Origin of the sequence: Rubripirellula lacrimiformis (assembly GCF_007741535.1) — a bacterium.
In the GTDB taxonomy this organism is placed as follows: domain Bacteria; phylum Planctomycetota; class Planctomycetia; order Pirellulales; family Pirellulaceae; genus Rubripirellula; species Rubripirellula lacrimiformis.
The window spans coordinates 1,322,822-1,342,863 of record NZ_CP036525.1; the positions used below are offsets into that span (position 1 = coordinate 1,322,822).

General features: G+C 57.1%; 3 protein-coding genes. 1 reads left to right on the forward strand and 2 read right to left on the reverse strand.

Translation table 11 applies throughout. From position 1 onward, the window contains the following. Positions 1 to 93: 93 nt before the first annotated feature. On the reverse strand, positions 94 to 1,698 hold the full coding sequence (locus K227x_RS04620) for a glycine--tRNA ligase (RefSeq protein WP_145177271.1): 1,605 nt from the start codon (positions 1,696 to 1,698) through the stop codon (positions 94 to 96). Positions 1,699 to 1,966: 268 nt separating this feature from the next. Next, positions 1,967 to 2,686, reverse strand: a complete 720-nt coding sequence (locus K227x_RS04625) for a tetratricopeptide repeat protein (protein ID WP_246146510.1) — start codon at positions 2,684 to 2,686, stop codon at positions 1,967 to 1,969. A 776-nt stretch (positions 2,687 to 3,462) separates the two neighbouring features. Here K227x_RS04625 and K227x_RS04630 point away from each other — a divergent pair. After that, entirely contained in the window at positions 3,463 to 19,683 is a 16,221-nt protein-coding gene (locus tag K227x_RS04630) for a GEVED domain-containing protein (protein WP_145168334.1), read from the forward strand. Positions 19,684 to 20,042 lie beyond the last annotated feature (359 nt).

Sequence of the window (20,042 nt, forward strand, 5' to 3'; positions counted from 1 at the left end):
TCGCAGCGTCCTTCGCTGGCGAGCTGACCGTGTGCCTCATGGGGTGATTGTGAATCGCCCATCTGTTGTGACGAATCGGTCCAGAAGCTTCGGCTAAACGTTGATTCGCTTGGTCAATTCGGTGGTCAGGTCGTCGATTTTGACTCGCCATTGTTCCAGCGTGTCACGGTCGCGGATGGTGACCGTTTGGTCGCTCAGCGAATCGGTATCGACCGTAATACAGAACGGTGTGCCGGCTTCGTCTTGGCGACGATAGCGGCGACCGACGGCTCCCTTTTCGTCATAGAAAACGTTGAAGTGCTTTTTCAGCGTTCCATAAATCTGTTGAGCCAGTTCGGGCATGCCGTCTTTCTTGACCAACGGGAAGATGGCCGCTTTGATCGGCGCCAAACGCGGGTGCAGTTTCAGCACCGTACGCGTTTGCATCTTGCCGTTCTCGTCGGGTGCTTCGTCTTCGGTGTAGGCTTCGCAGATGAATGCCAACACCGCACGGTCGGCACCCGCCGAAGGTTCCACAACGTGCGGGACAAACTTTTCGTTGGTCGTTTCGTCGCGGTACGTCAAATCTTTTCCGCTGCCGCGGTACTTGGGTTTGCCGTGTTCGTTCAGTTCAACCGTCATCGGGCTGGTTTTCGGATCCAGCTTGCCTTCCATGTGGCTACGCAGGTCGAAATCGCCACGGTGGGCGATGCCTTCCAGTTCGCCGTATTCGCCTTCGGGCAGAAACGGGAATGCGTATTCGATATCCGCGGTACCGACGCTGTAGTGGGCCAGTTCGGATGGATGGTGTTCTCGCATGATCAGCGATTCGTCGGACAGACCCAACGACTTGTACCAAGCCAGTCGTCGGTCGCGCCAATAGCGGTACCAGTCATGCGATTGGTCCGGTGCACAGAAGAATTCGATTTCCATCTGTTCGAATTCGCGCGATCGGAACGTGAAGTTTCGTGGCGTGATCTCGTTTCGGAAACTCTTGCCGACCTGGCCAATCCCGAACGGGACGCTGATGCGGCTGCTGTCCAAGACGTTCTTGAAGTTGACGAAGATGCCTTGCGCGGTTTCCGGACGCAGGAAGGTCGTGTCGTCTTCGCCGCCCAACGCGCCCAAGGTCGTCTTGAACATCAGGTTGTATTCGCGCGGCACGGTCAACGTGTCCAGCGTTTTGGAATCGGGGGCCAACACCATTTCGGTGGATTCGAGTTTATCGATCGTCAGCGATTCGTCCGAAACGGTCAATTTGTCCGCGTCTTTGTTCCGCAGTTTAAAAAACTTCATGCCGCGGCGGCGAACTTCGTCCAGTTCTTGTTCCTGTTCGGCCATCGTGGCGACGAAGATCTTTTTGTCTTGATATTCGACCCAGCGACCACGGACCTGGTCGAACCGGTATCGTTTTTTCGATTCACGGCAATCGACCATGAAATCGTGGAACAGGTCAAAGTGACCGCTGCACTTCCAAACTTGGGGGTGCATGATGATCGAGCAATCCAAGCCCACCATGTCAAACGTACCGGGGGCACCTTCGGGGGCGGCCAGTTCGTTGTGGCCGGTGATCATGTCGTGCCACCAAGCTTCTTTCAGATTTCGCTTCAATTCCACGCCCAGCGGGCCGTAATCCCAAAAGCCTTGGACGCCGCCATAAATTTCGCTGGACTGAAACAGAAAGCCACGTCGCTTGCATAGCGACACAATTTTTTCCATCGATTTCATGGCAGAAACGTGCTTTGGGTGGGGGACTGGATGGGGAGAACTGCGAGTCAAAACGCAGAATGTAGGTGTTTTGATGAATGTCCGCGACCAGAGTGGCACGCAGGGAATGGCAGGTCAGCCATCGTCGATTTTGCGAAAACTCCCTTGCTTCGGCTTTCGCCTGGAAAACAAGGGGGACGTGGTTTTCGGGATAGCGGAACTCGTCAAGAGTTTCGGCCTGGCTGAGATTCACGAAAGTCTTGACGACTTCCGCTACGCCCTAGTACTGGCGAACCATACCGCTGTTGAAGTTCGGCTGGGTCGCCACTTGCGTGGTCCCGTTGGCGACCGAAGCTTCGTAGTTGGCCGAGATTTGCCGTGTCAGAACAGCGACACGTTCGGCTGCCATCGGTTGCATTCCGTTCAGTGCCAATGACCGTTGGTAATTTTGGACGGCTTGGTTCAAATCGCCTGATTGTTCGCGAAGGCGGCCCAAGGCCAACCAGGCGCGTGAATTGTTGGGATCTTTTTGAACGGCGTCTTCCAGGTACTTCAGGGCCGTGCCGGGGTCGCTGACCTCTTCGTAGAGTCGAGCCAGTTCGATGCGGGGTTCCGAGAATTCCGGGTTCTGGGCCGCCCAGTTCTTCATCAGAGCGAAAGCTCGGTCCGGACGTCCGGTATCAACCAACAGCACCGCCAACCCGCGGTGGCATTCGACATGGTTGGGATCGTGATCGAGGCACTGGTTGTAGAGTGCTTCGGCTTGAGTGATCTGCTGTGGATCGTTGCGCTGGTTGCCAAGTCGATGATTGGTGGCGGCCAGGTTGTAGTAACCGTCGGCGTTGTTCGGGTCAGTATTAATAACCTTTTGAAACTGCTGCAAAGCTGCCGAATATTGACCTTGTTCGTAAAGTCGTGCGCCGGTGGAATTTTGACCACTGGCAGCCCACTGGCATCCGCCGGTCGGCAAAACGGCGGCGACGATCAGCAGCCATCCCAACAGCGCAGAGGGGCGATTAGCCCCCCGTTGGTGCTGGGCAAGGTTGTTCGAGCGCGCACCGATTTGGCGACGATTGGTTTCACACCGTTTCGTTTCACAGTGGCAGCTGGCGGTCTTGGAACAGCCGACAGCGATGGAGGAAATGACCGCAGAACGATCAAAACAGTGTTTTTTAGGGGCCATTAGACGAGTCTTCCGTGACGCGGGAGGCGTTGGACCGCCGCAGGGGGGGCCGCAGATCGGCATCGTCTTTGCGATGGGCCGTCGGCTGCCTGGCAAACCCTTTGGAATCGGTCGCGGTCGGCCGGACGGTATCAACGGAGCACCAAACCACGCAATACCGGAACTTTTCCCTAGCTCGATTCGTCAAACGGGGCTGCCGAAGCTTACCCACTGCGAATATCGGGTGGATTAGCTGGGGTTGGCCGGACGATGATTATAACCGCGTCAAGTATACCTAAACCCCGTCCCCCAGACGATTTTCGTTGCCATCGCAATCGACCCGATTACACTCCGGAGCTGGTTCTCGCTTTGGAATTGCAGCGCCTAATCTCTGATGTGACGAGCTACTTTTTCACCTACATCCCGGCTCGCCGGTCGCAGTTATGTCGGCAAACGAGCTGAAAACCATTCCAAAACGAACGTTGATCTGGCCTTTCCGGGCTGGAGGCGATTGATCCAGAAATCGCTACCGACCCGGCCGATCGTCCGATCGAGCGGAATCAAAATAAACAATTTGCCAACATTGGTTGGCACCTGAATACGAGGCCTTCTTGATGACTCTTCGTGACTCGCTTGCTCGCACTGGTAACCGTATGATTGCTTCGGATAATGGTGACGACCAATCCATTCGCAACGCCAAGAACCAGGTCGGCCGACTTCGTCAGAAGCGTCGCCGCAAGGATCGACGTTTGCTTTCCGAGTCGCTGGAGCAACGCCAATTGTTGGCTGGCCCCGACCTGATCGGCATCCAGCCCAACATCGGTTCGCTGCTGAACGATGGCACGGAACTGAACGTTTCGCCACGCGAACTGGTTTTCCGGTTCGATGACAACGCGGACATTGATCCCAGCACGCTGTCGGCCATTCGGATCACGCGAGCCGGCGAAGACGGCGTGTTCGAATCGGCAAGCACGACTTCGGATCTGGGAACCAACGGTGCCGCGCTGGTTGAATTCCGTGCAGTGCAGACCGGCAGCCTGGGCAACGGCTTGCAGCTTATCTTCACGTCCAGTTCGCGGACCGGATCCAGTTTGCCGATCATCTCGGTCAGCGATCAGGTGGTATCGGTCAACGTCAACAGCAACCCGAATCAGCCGACCCGCATGGGCGATTTGATTTCGGCACTGAACAACAATGCTGCGTCGTCGTCATTGATCGAAGCGATTCAAGTCAGTGGCGCGTCCCAGACCAGTGTCGCTGGTGTGCCCAACAACCTGACGCTGACATTAGTCGGTGCCAATTCGGCCGAAGCGGTGACGGACTTTGGCACCAATGGCGCCGTTCGCGTGCGTTTGGTTTCGCAGTTGCCCGGCGTCGATGGCCTCGGCACGCAGGTGATGGTCGAACGACGCGACTTTGGTGGTCAAGCCAACCCGGTCGTCGTGGTCACCGGTCAAGAAATTCGAGTTCAACTGAACAGCAACTCGCAGTTTCCGTCAACGACTGCTGATTTCATCAACGCGATCAACGCCAACCCCGATTCGTCGGCGCTGGTTTTGGCTGTTTTGCAAGAAGGCAATGTCAGTACCGTCATCGGGGCCGGCACCACGCCGCTGCCCAATCTGTCGCTTAGCGGCGTGACGGACGTCGTCGTCGAACCTGGCTATGTCGGTTTGGGCGATTCACCACGCGAAGTGGTGTTCCGATTTGCCGAACCGTTGCCCGACGATTCGTACCAGATCGATATCCTGGGGACCGGATCGGTGGCGCTTCGAAATGCGGACGGCGAACTGTTCCAGGACGGAGAGGATCTGACCCGTCGTTTCCAAATCAATTTGGGGCCGAAGGTCGTCGCAGTTGTGCCTGAACCGGTACGACGCAATGCCATCACCGGCGCGTTGACCCCCGACGTGGGCAAGATCGAAGTTCATTTCAACGAAGATGATCTGAACAAGGCGTCAGCCGAAAATGCAAGTTTTTATCAGCTGGTCTTCACCCGTGACACGGCGTCGAATCTTGACGACGTGATCGTGCCGTTGACCAACAAACCGGTCTACAACAGCATCACCAATATCGTCACGTTGGATTACGGTCGGCCGCTGTCGCGATTGCCCGACACGGCCAACCCCGGTCAGTTCTTGACCGGAGCCGCTCGACTGCGTGTGGGCACCAGCGAAGGCTTGGCCGTCGCGCCAACGGTCATTCCGTTGGTTGCCGGTGTCGATGAAGCGGGTGCGACCTTCGATTCCGCGTTCAACTTGGACAGCCAGTGGTCGGTCAGTGGGACCACCACGTCGTCGGCTCGATTGAGTGGCGAGATTTTCAATTCCACCCCATTTGATCTGACCTTGCCCGGTCCGGATCTGCCCGGGACTCGCCAGATTCGTCCGGACGATCCTTCGCGTTTGACGCGAACGGTCCCATTGGACTACCTGCGAAATGGTGCGGATACCGTCGACGGTATCTCGGTGATCCAGTACGACTTTGTGTCGTCTTACTTGGGGGATGATCCGACATCGCCAGGGATCAACGAAGACAAAACGTACTTCAACATCATCAGCGAACAGCAGAAACAACGCGTTCGCGAAGTGATGCAGCTGTACAGCGAATATTTGGGCATCAGTTTCGTCGAAGTCGAAGGCGGCCCGACCAGCCAGGCATCCATTTCGATTGCCGTGGGTGATTTGTACGGCACCGTCACGACGCTTGATAACGCTGGCACGGTCAGCGAGCAAGGCGGATTGGCTGTGGCCACACGCGACCGCAATGGCGACGGCATCGCGGATCTAGGCGTGATGGATTTCCAAGACTTTGACGAGTCGACCGACGATCAATTTGGTGGCGAATTCTTTCGCGGTGGAATGTTCGTTGTCGGCCAGTTGCTGGGCTATGGATATGCCGACGATCTGCCTCAACCAGTGACGCAAAGCACCAGCTTTATCTTCGCACCGGGCACTGACAACGAACCCGCATTCCCTAGCGTTGCGGACATCGTTCACGGTCAATACTTGTACCGTCCCGACAGCACCGACATCGACTTGTACAAGTTCACCTTGGCCAGTCGTGGTTCGTTGTCGATCGAAGCGTTCGCCGAACGTTTGGCCGACCCGAGTTTGTTGGATACGACGCTGCGTCTGTACCGCCTTGGCGACGACGGCAGCTACGTCGAAATTGCTCAGAACGATGACTACTTCAGCAACGATTCGGCCATCGATATCGATAACCTATCGGCTGGTTCCTACATGGTGGGCGTCAGCGCGCGTGGGAACAACGACTACGATCCAAGCATCGAAAATTCAGGCTTCGGTGGTCTGACCGAAGGCGAGTACGAACTGGCGTTGAAGTTCACTCCGGCAGCGACCAGCGGTATCCGTGACGCGGGTGTCGGATCCACATCGCAGGTTCTCGATGGTGACGGCGACAATCGTGCCGGTGGCGTATTTGACTTCTGGTTCGTCCCCAACGACAGCAACAACACGCTGTACGTCGACAAGGCCGCATCGGCAACCAGTGGCGCCACGGGCACCGTGGGTAGCCCTTACCGCGAGATCGATCAAGCGATTGCCGCGGCCCGGCCTGGCGATACGATTCGCGTTGTCGGCAACGGTGGTGTCGATGGTCGCATCGAAACGGTACAGGACAACTATGCCTACAAGGTTGGTTTCTCGAGCAACGGTTTGCCGTTGGAAGACGGTTCGTCGCTGAACCTGCCCAAAGACGTGCGGATGATCATCGACTCGGGAGCGATCCTGAAACTCTCCGGTGCCCGAATTGGCGTCGGCAGTGTTTCGCCGTTGATCGATGCCAGCAATTCTTCGCTGCAAGTGCTCGGTACCCCGACGTTGATCGGATCAAACGGACTGCCGGCACGGGACGCTACCAACAGCCTGATCCCGGGCAGTGTTTACTTCACCAGTTTGAACGACAGTTCGATTGGCATGGGGGCTTCGACCACAACGGGGCCCGCGGCGCGGCCTGGCGATTGGGGCGGGATCGATTTCCGCGGCGATTTGGACAGTGCAGATGAATCACGTCGCAACCGCGAAGAAGAAGGCGTGTTCCTGAACCATATTCAGTTCGCTGATATGCGTTACGGCGGTGGTGCGGTTTCGGTCGGTGGGCTTCAGGTACCGATTTCGCCGGTCGACATGGCGGTCACTCGAGCAACGATCATCAATTCGCGAATCAGTGACAGTTCCGATGCGGCCATCGCAGCGACGCCTGACACGTTCGCCGAAACTCGATTTACCGAATCGAAATATCAGTCCGGCGGCGCCTTCACCCCGGATGTTTCACGCGTCGGGCCCGAGATTCACGGCAACGTCGTGATCGACAACAGCATCAACGGTTTGTTCGTTCGGGTCGGTACCCGCACCGGCGATGTGGTCGAAAAAGTAACTCAGGCAGCCCGCTTTGATGACACCGACATCACGCACATCCTGACTGAAAACTTGATCATTCAGGGAACGCCTGGTGGTCCACTGTTGCAGTCATCGGCTCCATCGTCACTGTTGGTGCGATTGCAATCGACCACCACAGGCAACGTGCCGGCGGCGACTTACGCCTATCGGATCACGAACGTGGACAGCCAGGGGCTGGAATCTGCGTCTAGCCAAACGACCGTTTCGGTGACGACAACGGCCACCGGCGGCATTGCTTTGACTCAGTTGCCAACCACGGGTGCTGGGTCGGACTTCGTGTCGCGTCGTTTGTATCGTGCATCGGTGGATCCGATCACGGGTTTGCCAGGCGAATTCCGACTGGTCAAACAGTTGAACGCTAGCGATACATCCGCGACCGATACCGCAGCGGCCGGGACAACGTTGCTTTCGACCGCGACGCAGGTGCTGCGTAGCCGCTTGGATGCCAGTTTGGTGATTGATCCGGGAACGGTCGTGAAGATCGATGGTGCCCGTATCGAAGCTCGCTTTGGCGGCAACCTGATTGCCGAAGGTTCGGCCAGTTTGCCGGTCGTATTCACGTCCTTGGAAGACCAGCGATACGGTGCTGGTGGAACGTTCGACACCAACGATCGTGGCGATTCGGGCGAACTGAATCCTGGCGATTGGGGCGGGATCTATATCGGTGCTGCATCATCCGCCAATATCGACCAAGCGGTCATCGCTGGTGCCGGTGGCACGACTCGCGTCGAAGGTGGTTTTGCTTCGTTCAACGCCATCGAAGTCCAGCAAGGCCAGTTGCGATTGGCGAACACTCGTCTGGAACAGAATGCCGACGGACGTGGTCAGTTGAATGGGGATCGCGAAGGTCGTAGCGACAATGCATCGGCCACCGTGTTCGTGCGTGCGGCTGCCCCCACGATCATCAATAACCTGTTCATTGACAACGAAGCCAGCGCGTTGTCGTTCGACATCAATTCCTTGTCCAGCGTCGAAGTGAATGATGCCGGGCGAGCATCCGGTTTGATCGACAGTTCCGAGGTTGTTGGCAACTATGGTCCGTTGGTCCAAGGCAATGTGCTCAGCAATAATGCGATCAATGGGATGGTGGTTCGTGGTGGTCAGCTAGCCACCGCGGGTGTTTGGGACGATATCGACATTGTCCACGTCGTGACGGATTCGATCGAGATTCCGAATCAACACATCTACGGCGGACTGCGGCTGCAAAGCGATGCACGCGGTTCGTTGGTCGTGAAGTTCCAAAGTGCCGCTGGCGAAACCGCTGGCATCGTTGTGGGCGGATCCTTGGCGACCGCGTCAGATCAATTCCGTGACATCGCCGACCGCATTGGTGGATCGCTGCAGGTGGTCGGGCACCCTGACTTCCCTGTCATCCTGACGGCTCTGGCCGATGACACCGCCGGCGCTGGATTCACGCCGTCGGGCTTTGCTCAGATGGATACGAATAACGACGGTATTTCGGGCGTCGATTTGTCGAACCAAGACGGTCGACTGCCGACCGGTCCCGAAGTCGATCAGGGCACGTTGATCGACAATGACGTCGATCCAACGATCGCCGGATCCTTCTCGTATCAGCCTGGTCCCGGTGGACAAGTCCAGACTGCCACGACAAGCGTTCAAGGCTTGACGCAGTTGTTCCAGTCCCAGTTTTCGTTGTTCGATTACGGGAACTTCATTGACGTGGGTGCCGATGGCGCCGCGATTGGATTGGGAACGACCACCGTGACCCAGCAACCGACCCTGATCGGAGACGACCGGGTCGCTAGCGAAGGGAATTTCCAGGGCGCCAACGGGTTGGTCAACTGGCGAATCGAACAGTACTTCAATGACGGTGGCGTCGATCTGGTTTCGGAAATCAGTTTCACCAGCGATACACCGCTGGGTGATATCCGATTCATCAACTACTACGATCCCGTTATCGGAACCGATGCTGGCGACGTGCTGTTCACCGAAGGAACGCCGGGCACCAATGATTTCCGGGTCACCATCTTGGACGGCCCCGAGGAAATCGGATTCCGCCAATACGGCGTCTTCGAGCCAGGACCAGGTTTGCAAGGTGCGACCTACGAAGGTTGGATTGCGGACGACTTCCCCATCTTGATCACCGCGCCTGAATTCAACTTGGCGTTCACACCGGCCGGTACGGTCAACGCTGCCAACGTGCCCGTATTGAATGACCCACGTTTCCCCGCACCGAACTACGGTCCTGGGATCCTGACATCCGCGATGGGATGGTTGGTGGACCCCAATGCGACCTCGGCGACGATCACGACCAATTTGCAAGTGATCGCAGAGGTCTTCGGGACTCAGCCCAATCAAGTCGAATCTGGACTTTGGAACGGCATCGTCATTCGCGAAGCGGCATCGGATCGCAACGTGTCGGCAATCGCCGAACAGGAACCTGTGCGTTCGGGATTCATCGATTCGAATTCGATCCCCAGCCAGTCACAATTCTTGGGTGAACTAGCCCCCAACGAACAATCCGGTGACGAGAACCGACGCTTAGGATTCTCGGTCGCTGGCGCGGTTACCGAAAAGAGTGATTTGGATGTCTATTCCTTCGTCGGTCAAAGCGGCACCGAAGTGTGGTTTGATATCGATCGCACCGGAGCCCAATTGGACTCGGTTGTCGAATTGATTGATGCCAATGGACGCGTTTTGGCTTCGTCGAACGATTCCTTGTTGGCCGAAACCAACCCGTTGGCGTTGTTCACCGCAACCGGTGTGAACCCCGATGCGGCTCAACCTTTGTCGGTTGTTAGCGAGCGATTGGAAGCACAACAGATTCGAATTTCCGAATCGATTGTGGACGCCACCAGTGGAAACTTGGCCCTGTCGATTGCTGGCGTCAGTTCGCCGGTCCTGGTCTCGCTGGAATCGTTCTTGCAAGATCCCGCAGCGGCCATTGGCGGTGCGTTGGAAACCGCTTACCCGACTCAGTTGGGTGAAATCTCTGCCACCCTGCTGCGTCGTGCACCACGGACTGTGGACCCGAACAATCCTTCGGTGATCACTCGCCCAGGCGACGATTTCGTCATCCAGTTGGTATTTGATGGATCGAAATTCGCTGGACGCCAAGTGCCAGCGATTAGCGTCACGACACCGTTGGTCGTGGGCGCCACCGTGACTGCGTCGGTCGATAGCGTGCTGCTCAATTCGCAGTTGCAGGATGCCTACAGCAGCAATTCCAAAGACGCTGGCATGCGAATCATTCTGCCGGGCGAAGCAGGAACGCGAAATCTGTATCACATTCGGGTACGCAGCAGTAACACGGTCAACCCGTTGGATTTCAATGCTCTGAACGACCCAAACAACGTCAAGGGTGGTTTGTCGACGGGCAGTTACGAGTTGCAAATCCGATTGCAGGAAGCCGACGAACACGCTGGGACGCAAATGCGTTTGGCCGACGTTCGCTATGCCGTGGATGGTTTGCAGATCATCGGTCAACCATTGCATTCGCCGCTGTTGGGTGAAGACTACGAAGTGGCCGGCGACAACGATTCGTCAGCCACCGCCCAACCGCTTGGATACTACGGTGCCGGCAGTGTTGGCGAAGCAGGTCCGCTGCAGAGCGATCGCTTGGCCAAGTCGTTTGCTGGTGAACTTTCCTCGGCGACCGATGTGGACTGGTACAGTTTTGACATCAACTACGAGAACCTGACACGCGGACCAAACGATCCGCCGTTGTATTTGTCGACCGTGTTCGATTTGGACTACGCCGACGGATTCGCTCGTGCCGACATGGCGATCTACGTCTTCAATTCGGCCGGGGAACTGATCTTTGTCGGTGGCGACAGCAACATCGCTGACGATTTGCCGGGTGTTGCCAGCGGCAACAATACCGACGACCTGTCACGCGGCAGTGCCGGTACTTTGGACCCGTACATCGGTGCCGCCGAATTGGTCGAAGGATCGTACTTCATCGCGGTCGCCAACCAGGGATCGGTGCCACTTCCGATCGACCAGTTCTTCAATCCAAACAGCGCCAACCCGCTGCTGCGTTTGGAACCGATCGATTCGGTCACTCGGATCGCCGAAGACCGTATCTATCGATCGACCCCATTGGGGATGGTTGATGACACCGGCAACTTTGGTATCGACAATACCGGCCAAGCGTTCTTGTTAAGTTCGTCTGGTACGACGTTGATCAACCAACAGCCGATCACTCGTTCCAACGGAACGACCATCGCGGCTGGAACTCTATTGGCCATCAATTCGTCGACCGGCGGATTGTTGCTGGATGCCCAGGGCGATCCGATTGTGGTCGGCAACGCTGGTGGCGGAACGGCATCGGCGCCGACGGTTCCCGTCCTGTTCGATGGCAACTCGATCGTGCCAAACACGTTCGACGATGCTTTGTTGTACGTGAACACTGCCAACGGCTTGATGCTGGTCAACCCATTCACCGGTGCTAGCTATGGCACGGTCGGTACGTTTGGTGACGAGATTCGGGACATCGCGTTCCGCAGCAACGGCGAACTGTTCGGTTACAGCGATAACGGCAACCCTGCGATCGGCGATGATTCGTGGTTCTATCACCGCATCGATACCGGCACAGCGACGTTGAGCGCACCGCTTAGCGTGGGCGCCGGGATCGATACGTACAATGACTTGGTCGGCGACCTGATCCTGGAACAAGCTAGCGACGATGGTTTGGAAGTCGAAGCGATCACGATTCGCGAGTTCCAAGGTAGCGAAATCGGATATTTCGTCGGCAACCGGCCCGTCAATCGCCAAGGGCTCAGTTACTTTACCAACATGCTGTACCGGTTCGATGAAGAGACTGGTTTGGCGACCGGGCCTCCCTTCGACTTGAATGAAGCGGACGCAGGTGCGGGAACGACCCCACGTGAAAACGGTCAAATCAACACTGCCCCGTTGGCCGCTAATGGCAACCGATTGGGTATCACCGCGGCAACGGAATTCAATGCCGCAGGGGTAAATGTGGCTAGCTTGGTGGATGGCGATACGTTCGTCGTTTCCAATGGTGCCGAACGAGTGACGTTCGAACTGGACCAATCGTTCACGTTCACACCCAACAGTGGCGTGCCGGTCCGCGACGGCGATACCTTCACGATCGATGGCGTGACGTTCGAGTTTGATTCCGGACAACGCGTCGTATTGGACAACGTTTCCCCGGCTGGAACACTGACCGCAGGTTCAACCGTTCGGGTCACCGGTGCCAATGGCCAAGTCAAGACGTTCCAGTTCGTTCGCTTGGGGCAAGCCAGCACTGGCAACGTGCCTGTGTCGCTGGTCACCGCGCAAGGTGCCTCGCGAACGACCGCACAAATCGCATCCAGTTTGGCGTCGGCGATCAACGCCAACATCAGCGGCGCAGGAGCCTTGGCCAGCAACGGCGAAGTCTTCTTCACCGGCACCAATGATGTGACCCTGACTTCGGGTGGCAGCGGTGTTTCAGTGGCTGGTGGATCGGGCACTACCGTCGGCAACATTCCGGTCACCGTATCGGACAATGCAGGTCCGGAACAATTGATCGCTGCGATGGCCGAAGCTATCCGCGAGGCCGGTATTTCGGTGTCGTCCAAGGGAACTCAGTTGTCCTTGCCAGCGGCAACCGTGGCCAGTGTCGGTGTTTCTTCGCCTGTCACTTTGACCGGGTCGCCCGGCGTGACCAGCGGCAATATCGCGATCTTGCTGTTGCCAACCGATGATCCGGATACTTTGGCCCAGCGAATTTCGTTGGCTGTCGAAGATGCCAGCGACAGCAACGCGTTGCCCAACGTTTCCGCAGTACCCGATGGCCGTTCGATTCTGTTCGAAGGGGGAATCGTCGAAGCTGCGTCAGGCAATCTGACCGCCGGCGGTGTCGCTCCGGTCGGAAACGCACCCGAGGGTGGCGGTATCGTTACCGGCATCGAATTGGTCAACAACGTTCTCTATGCGGTCACTGATAATGGTGGTCTGTTCCGTGTCGAATCGGCCGAACTCAATAGCTTCGGGAACCGCCAAATCGGTTCCTACGTGTCGACAGCGACGGACCTGGTCGGTTTGAACTTCACTGGCTTGCGAGCCGGACCTGTGACCTCGGTAGGTGCCGACGGTCAGGCCCTCAGCAATCTGTTGTTCGGTATCACCGCGTCGGGTGATCTGTACGCGTTCAACACACGCGGTGAACTGCAGCCGATCTTTGCCGGCGGCCGTACCAGTATCAATACTGGCATCGGTGGCGCACTAGGCCTTGATTTCGGCGTGGTCGACTACAACCTGTGGCACGTCACCGGAACCCGCGGCAACGATGCCGGCCACGGTATCAACGCTCTGGATGGCGGAACACGAGCCGGTACGGTTGGTGGATCCAGTTTGGTCTTCAACTACGAAACCAACGCCTTCGCAGGGAACTACCCGTCTTTGGCCGAACAGCCTGTCATTCGCGATGCGAATGGTGGAATCGTGAACCCGCGTCAAGACGGTGCCAGCTTCGATCGCACCTACAACGTACCGGGCGGCGCCAAAGGCGTCGTGCAAAGCAATCCGTTTTCGTTGGATGGCGTCGCATCGGCAGATCAACCGACGATGTACTTCAACTACTTTGCCGATACGCCGGATGAAACGGATCGTTTGCGAGTGTTTGTGGTCACCGCCGATGGTGTCGAACACTTGGTCGCATCGAATAGCTTGGCCCGCGGTACGGGGCTTGCTGATGACGAGTTTGACGATCCATCCACCGGCATCTACGACGATGACATTGATGTCGACGTTCAACAATTGTTCAATGCAACGGACACTTGGCGTCAAGCTCGTGTGCCGTTGGGCGAATTCGCCGGGCAAGATGGACTGAGTCTGCGGATCGAGTTTTCGACCAGTGGGACTTCGCGTACCAGTTCGCAATCACTGCGTGTGACGGCTGGCGATCTGTTGCTGGAAGGCCAGACCTTGGTGGTCAACGGCGAGACATTCGGTATCGATTTGGCTTCGGCCGTTTCGACTCCGTCGGGCAACGATTTGGCTGCGTTCTACGCAGACCCAGCGGCTCGGGCAACGGTCACCATCGATGGCCAAGTCTATGTTCTCAACGATGGCGTGCGTACGGTCACTGCGGATGAGATTTCGGTTCCTTTGACGCTGCCTGTTTCGTCGTTGACGTCGGATCAGATCGCCGCGTCGCTTGCCGAAGCGATTCGCGTGACACCGCCGGCCGGTCCTGTGGTCAATGGGGTCAACCTATCGGATGGTTCGGATACATCGCCGACCGACGTGTCCCGCAATGACTTGATCTTCGAAGCAACGCCGCTGCCATACAACGGCGGTGCGATGACGATCAATGGTGTCGGACGACTGGGCAATGTTGATGGAACCGGTGTTCCAACCAACATCGAAGACGTCGATCTGTTGCAACTAGATGTGACCGCGGGCACGACGATCAGTGTCGATGTGGATCTGGATTTTGATCCAAACCTGAATGCTGCGATTCGCTTCTTTGATTCCAGCGGCAACGCTTTGGATTCTCAGGTCATCAACAACACTGTCCGCGACACCGTCGAATACACCGCCGCCTTTGACGGCACCGTCTACATCGGAATCAGCGGTCGTGGAAACGAAACGTACGATATCCGTGTACCGGGAACCACTCAGACCGGTCAGATCGATAGCTATATCGCGACGATTGAAGTGACGCCTGCGTTGAGCGTTCAAACCCAAGGGAACTTGGTCGAAACGGTTGGCCTGCAGTCGATTTCGGCTTCGCCGGCATCGCTGTTCAGCGTCAGCGGACAATCGGGCATCGAAGGGATTCCCGTCCGTATCAGCCGGTTCATGTCGCCTGCCGAAGTCGCTGGCGAAGTGCAACGTGTCATCGCCGATCAATTCTTTGACGGCAACGTCGGCGCCATTCCAGTCAGTGGAGCCACGTTGCAGTTGGCATCGCTAAGCGTGAACGATTCGGGCCCATTCGTAAGTGCGACGGACCGTTACGCCGATGGATCGCTAGCCGGTGTGATTGATGGCACTCGGAACAATGAATCCGAGGGCATCTATCTGGATGACTTTGTGATCGGTTTTGCCGAACGTGGCGAGATCGCGACCAGTTCGAACGTGGTCGATTCGGCCTTCGTGACGGATACTCGTTCGCAGTTCCCGAACCCCGACGATCCCGTTAGCGCCCTCAACACAGGGTCCTATCAGGTCGAAATTCGTAGTGCCAGCGAATACATCAACTCGGCACTCGAAATCGCTCCTGCCAACCCTGGCAATCTGCTGAAGCATTTCCGCACGTTCGACACCAACGATCGATTGAGCGATTCGCGAACGATCCAGGCGTTGTCGGCTGACCAACTTCGCGATGGGCTGACGTTCTCGATCAACGACGGTCGGTCGACCGTGACGTTCGAGTTCAATCAAACCGAATCGGCGGGCGGAGTCACGCCTGGCCGAGTCGAAGTGCCGTTCACCCTGGAAATGATCCAGCCTGGAACCGAAGAAATCGATCCTGTCACCGGGTTGGTGATTCCGGGCACGGGAACATTGCGTCCACAGACCGCGTCGGAAGTGGCCGCCAACATCATCGCGGCGATCAATCGTGCCGATGTGCAGTCGATCCTGGACGTACCAGCTCTCAGCGCCGCGGGTGTCGATGGCGGGTCGAGTTCGGTGATCAACCTGTTCGGCGAAGTGGTGGTGGATAACCAGTCGGGCGCTCTTGCCTCGGTCACGCACACGCAGCTCAGCGGTGATGACAACCGCGATCGCGATGGACAAGGCATCATCCTGATCGAAAGCAGCCGGTTCTTGTACAACCAGGAACACGGCATCAAGATCTCGCATGGTTTGACGGCTAACGTCGACGGCACCGATACGCCATCGATCGTTCGCTACCCGCGTAACTTGGTCGAATTGAACAGCCAAAGTTTGACGCCGGGTGTCATCATCCAAAGCAACATCTTGGCGTTCAACGACCTGGGTGGGCTGCAGATCGATGGCATCGGTATTGGTGCCAACGATACGGCAAGTGATCCCGTTGCGTTTGATCGAATCGTCAACAACACGATCATCGGAGGTGACATCCGTGCTGGATTCGAGTCGCCACCGCAAACGTTCAGCGGAACCTTATTCCCACAGGGCGTGATTTCCTTTGCGGATACGGTGGTCAGTTATGTTCCCGATCTAGGTGGCAATCCACCTGCGACGGTCTATCGCGATCCATCGCAAGCACTCGGAGCCCCTGATGGCAACGGCCGGGGACCTGAACCCGTCGACGGCCAATCGACGGTGTCGCTAGGTGCCGGCGGATCGCTGACCCTCGGGTTCCGTGACAACCTGTTGACCGGCAGCGGTGACTCGCGTCCTGACCTGATCGTTTACGAAACCGGCGCGATCGAATCGGTTCGCGTGGAAATCAGCCGCGATGGTATTCAGTTCGAATTGCTTGGCCAGTTGGGCGGCTTGACCAACCAGATCGACATCGATGCGTTGGGATACGGCACTCAAGATCGATTCGCCTTTGTGCGATTGACTGACATGCGTCAAGGCGACACCACCGGTGCTGCGTTGGGTGCTGACATCGATGCTGTGGGTGCGATCAGTACCGTTCCTGTTGAACGTTTCACCGCTGGTGGAACCGGGATCGAATTGGTCGGCAATGCCGCACCGGTATTGTTGAACAACGTGATCGCCAATACCGTCGACGCGATCACGCTGGATCCGACCAACACGCTGCCTGTGTTGGGTGGGAACACGTACTATCGCAACACGTCCAACGTTCCGACCGGTGTTTCGATCGGTCAGTTTGCACAACAGATCGCTGATTCCGAAGTGATCTTTGTGGGGGCATCGGATCTGATCTTTGCACCGGCCGCCGGTGCTCGGATCATCGATAGTTCGATCGATTCGTTGGAAGACCGATCTAGCTTGACCGCGGTCAAGAACCCATTGGGACTGCCACCATCACCGATCTTGGCTCCGCGTTTGGACGTCAACGGCCAGCTTCGAATTGACGACCCAGCTGTCGAAACCCCCAGCGGTTTGGGCGAACGAGTGTTCAAGGATCGTGGGGCATCGGACCGTGGCGACCTGGTTGGACCACGCGTCGTGTTGCTTTCGCCACAGGCTCCTAGCCTGGGACTGAATTCTGGCAACGTCAGCGTCTTTGGCGACAACGTGCCAAGGTTCTTCGAGATCCAGTTGATCGACGGCATCGCGCCGGCCGATGTGACACCGGGTACGGGCATCGACGACCGCAGTGTGTCGAACCAATCGGTGCTGTTGTTGAAGGACAATGTTGCCTTGGTCGAAGGCGTGGACTATCGATTTGGTTACAACCCGACAACCAACGTGATTCGGTTGACGCCGATCGCGGGTGTGTGGGAACCGAATTCGACTTACGTCATTCGAATGATCGATTCCAGCGATGCGATTGTGGCTGCGTCCAACGGTGTGTCGTATGTGGACGGTGGTGTGCTTAGCGTTCGCGACTTGGCGGGTGGTTCGACTGATTTTGAATATGAATCCGGCATCCGACTGCGAATTCCTACCGGCACGATCGAAAACGGTGCCGGCGACGGAGTCGAGTTCGAAGTCTTTGACGGTGTCAACACAATCACGTTCGAACTGGACGATGACGGGCTCAGCGATACGGCGAATGTTGCAGTCGCGATTCCGCTTGCCGGAAACGACTCGCAGATCGCCGAGGCGCTTGCAGCAGCAGTCAATGATTCGATCTTGAACCTGACCGCCAATACCAACGCCAACATCGTTCAATTCCTCGGTTCCAATCCGTTGTCCTCGGTCACCGCTGACAACAATACCTATGCGATCAGCGGAGCCATTGGCACCCAGATCGGGTTCGGATTGCAGGTGCCTTTCGATGGTTCCGCGGTAGCCGATTCGATGGAAGACGGCCAAACGTTCGTGATCCGACGCGGAGCGGATACCGAAGTGGTGTTTGAATTCGATTCCAACGGGTCGTTGGAAAACGAGGATGCCAAGGGTGTGACAATCAGCGCCGGTGCATCGTTGGATCAAATCGCGGATGCCATCGTGCGTGCCGTCGGCGGTGCCGGATTGGGGCTTAGCCCCATGAACGCAGGATTTGGACGTGTCTTCCTAGGTGGCGACGCCAACTATTCGTTTGACGCAGCCGATTCGGTACTGACTCAGTTGGGAATCCCTGGTCAGGACGCGACGCTTCCGATCATCATTCCGATCGATCAAACCGACGATCAAATCGCTGGTATCATCGCCGCGGCAATCAACGCAGCCGGCTTGCCGGGTGTCACCACATCGGTGGTTGATTCGCGAATCTTTGTCGAAGGTACGGCGGGAATCAGCGGTGTGGGGTCTGTCGACACCGTCACGATTCGGGATGAAGTTGGCAACCTGTTGCAAAGCAACCAGTCCAATGGACGCACCGAGTTGACGATCTTCGTCGGCGGCGGGTTCGATTACGGCGATGCTCCTGCACCGTACTTGACCCTGGATGTGGACGGAGGCCCACGTCATGCGGTCGATAACACTTTGACGCTTGGATCAGCCATCTCGGCCGATTCGGATGGCAAGTTGCCCAACGGCGATGATGACGATGGTGTCCAGATCGGATCGGTTCGCGGTGGGTTCGCCACGAACGTTTCGGTTTCGATCAACAACACCGATGCCAATCGAACAAACTTCTATCTGGATGCTTGGTTCGACTGGAACGACAACGGCGTATTCGAAATCAGCGAAGTGCAGCGATTTGGTTCCGTCGGAACCGGTCGGTCCGTGGTCGGTGTCGGCGTCAATAACTTGTCGATCGACGTACCGGCTGGTGCATCGGTTGGCGAAATTTACGCTCGCTTCCGTTTAAGCGACCAAGACAACTTGGGATCCACCGGAGATGCATCGGCTGGGGAAGTCGAAGACTACAGCGTCTTGGTTTCCAACAATCCGTTCCAGAACCCGGCGTCACGTTACGATGTCAACGCTAGCGGGGTGGTGACACCTTTGGACGCGTTGCAGATCATCAATGCGATCGATCGCTATGGAAGCCAAAGCATCCCATTGGATGTGCTGCCGCTGCCAATCAACCTGCCACAGTTCCCCGATGTCAACGGTGACGGCAGGGTTTCAGCGTTCGATGCACTGCAAGTGATCAACCAGTTGTCACGACTGCCCAACACAACCGGTGGGTCGGGTGAACTGGTCGGCGAAGGTGAATTGGCCGGCTACTCGGCTGTGGCTAGCGGCGTGCTAGCGTCGGGTGCCACTTTGGTGGGCGATGAAATGATCTCCCGAGCCACCGTGGAGCCGGATGTCGCAGCGGTTGATCCCGCTGTGACCAAGACCAGCGTGTTCGACAATCCGGCGGTTTCGCAGTTGGATTCGATCGTGGATGCGTTGGCCGAAGACACGCACGCATCGCGGTCCACCGGCGACGAGGATCCGATCAGCGCCTTGGATCAACTGTTCGCATCGCTGTAGTCATCGTTGGTTGCGGACCGTGCTCGATACGGACCGTGCTCGATACGGACCGTGTCAGCCGACATTATCGATTTTTCTCCCGTCTTTCAGTCGCCGGTGATTTGCATCACCGGTGACTTCGGGTTGGGGGGGATCGGTGCGGCGAACGGTTCCCCGTGCTGAAAATCGGCGGTGCTGAAAATCGGCGATGTTGGAAATTGGGACGCCCAAATTTCGCATTTGGGTTTTGCCGTTGGTCGGTCGTTGGTGCATGCCGCTGGCTAGCGGCGGCCATGTCGACGAAAAAAAAGAGGGTCGAAAATTTGGCAGCAGATTAGAATGGGCGTGTGCCAGCGGTCGACGTGAGTTTGCCGATTGCG

Coding starts and splice junctions, on each gene's coding strand:
- K227x_RS04630 (WP_145168334.1), top strand. CDS start 3,463: ATGACTCTTCGTGACTCGCTTGCTCGCACTGGTAACCGTATGATTGCT.
- K227x_RS04620 (WP_145177271.1), bottom strand. CDS start 1,698: ATGGAAAAAATTGTGTCGCTATGCAAGCGACGTGGCTTTCTGTTTCAG.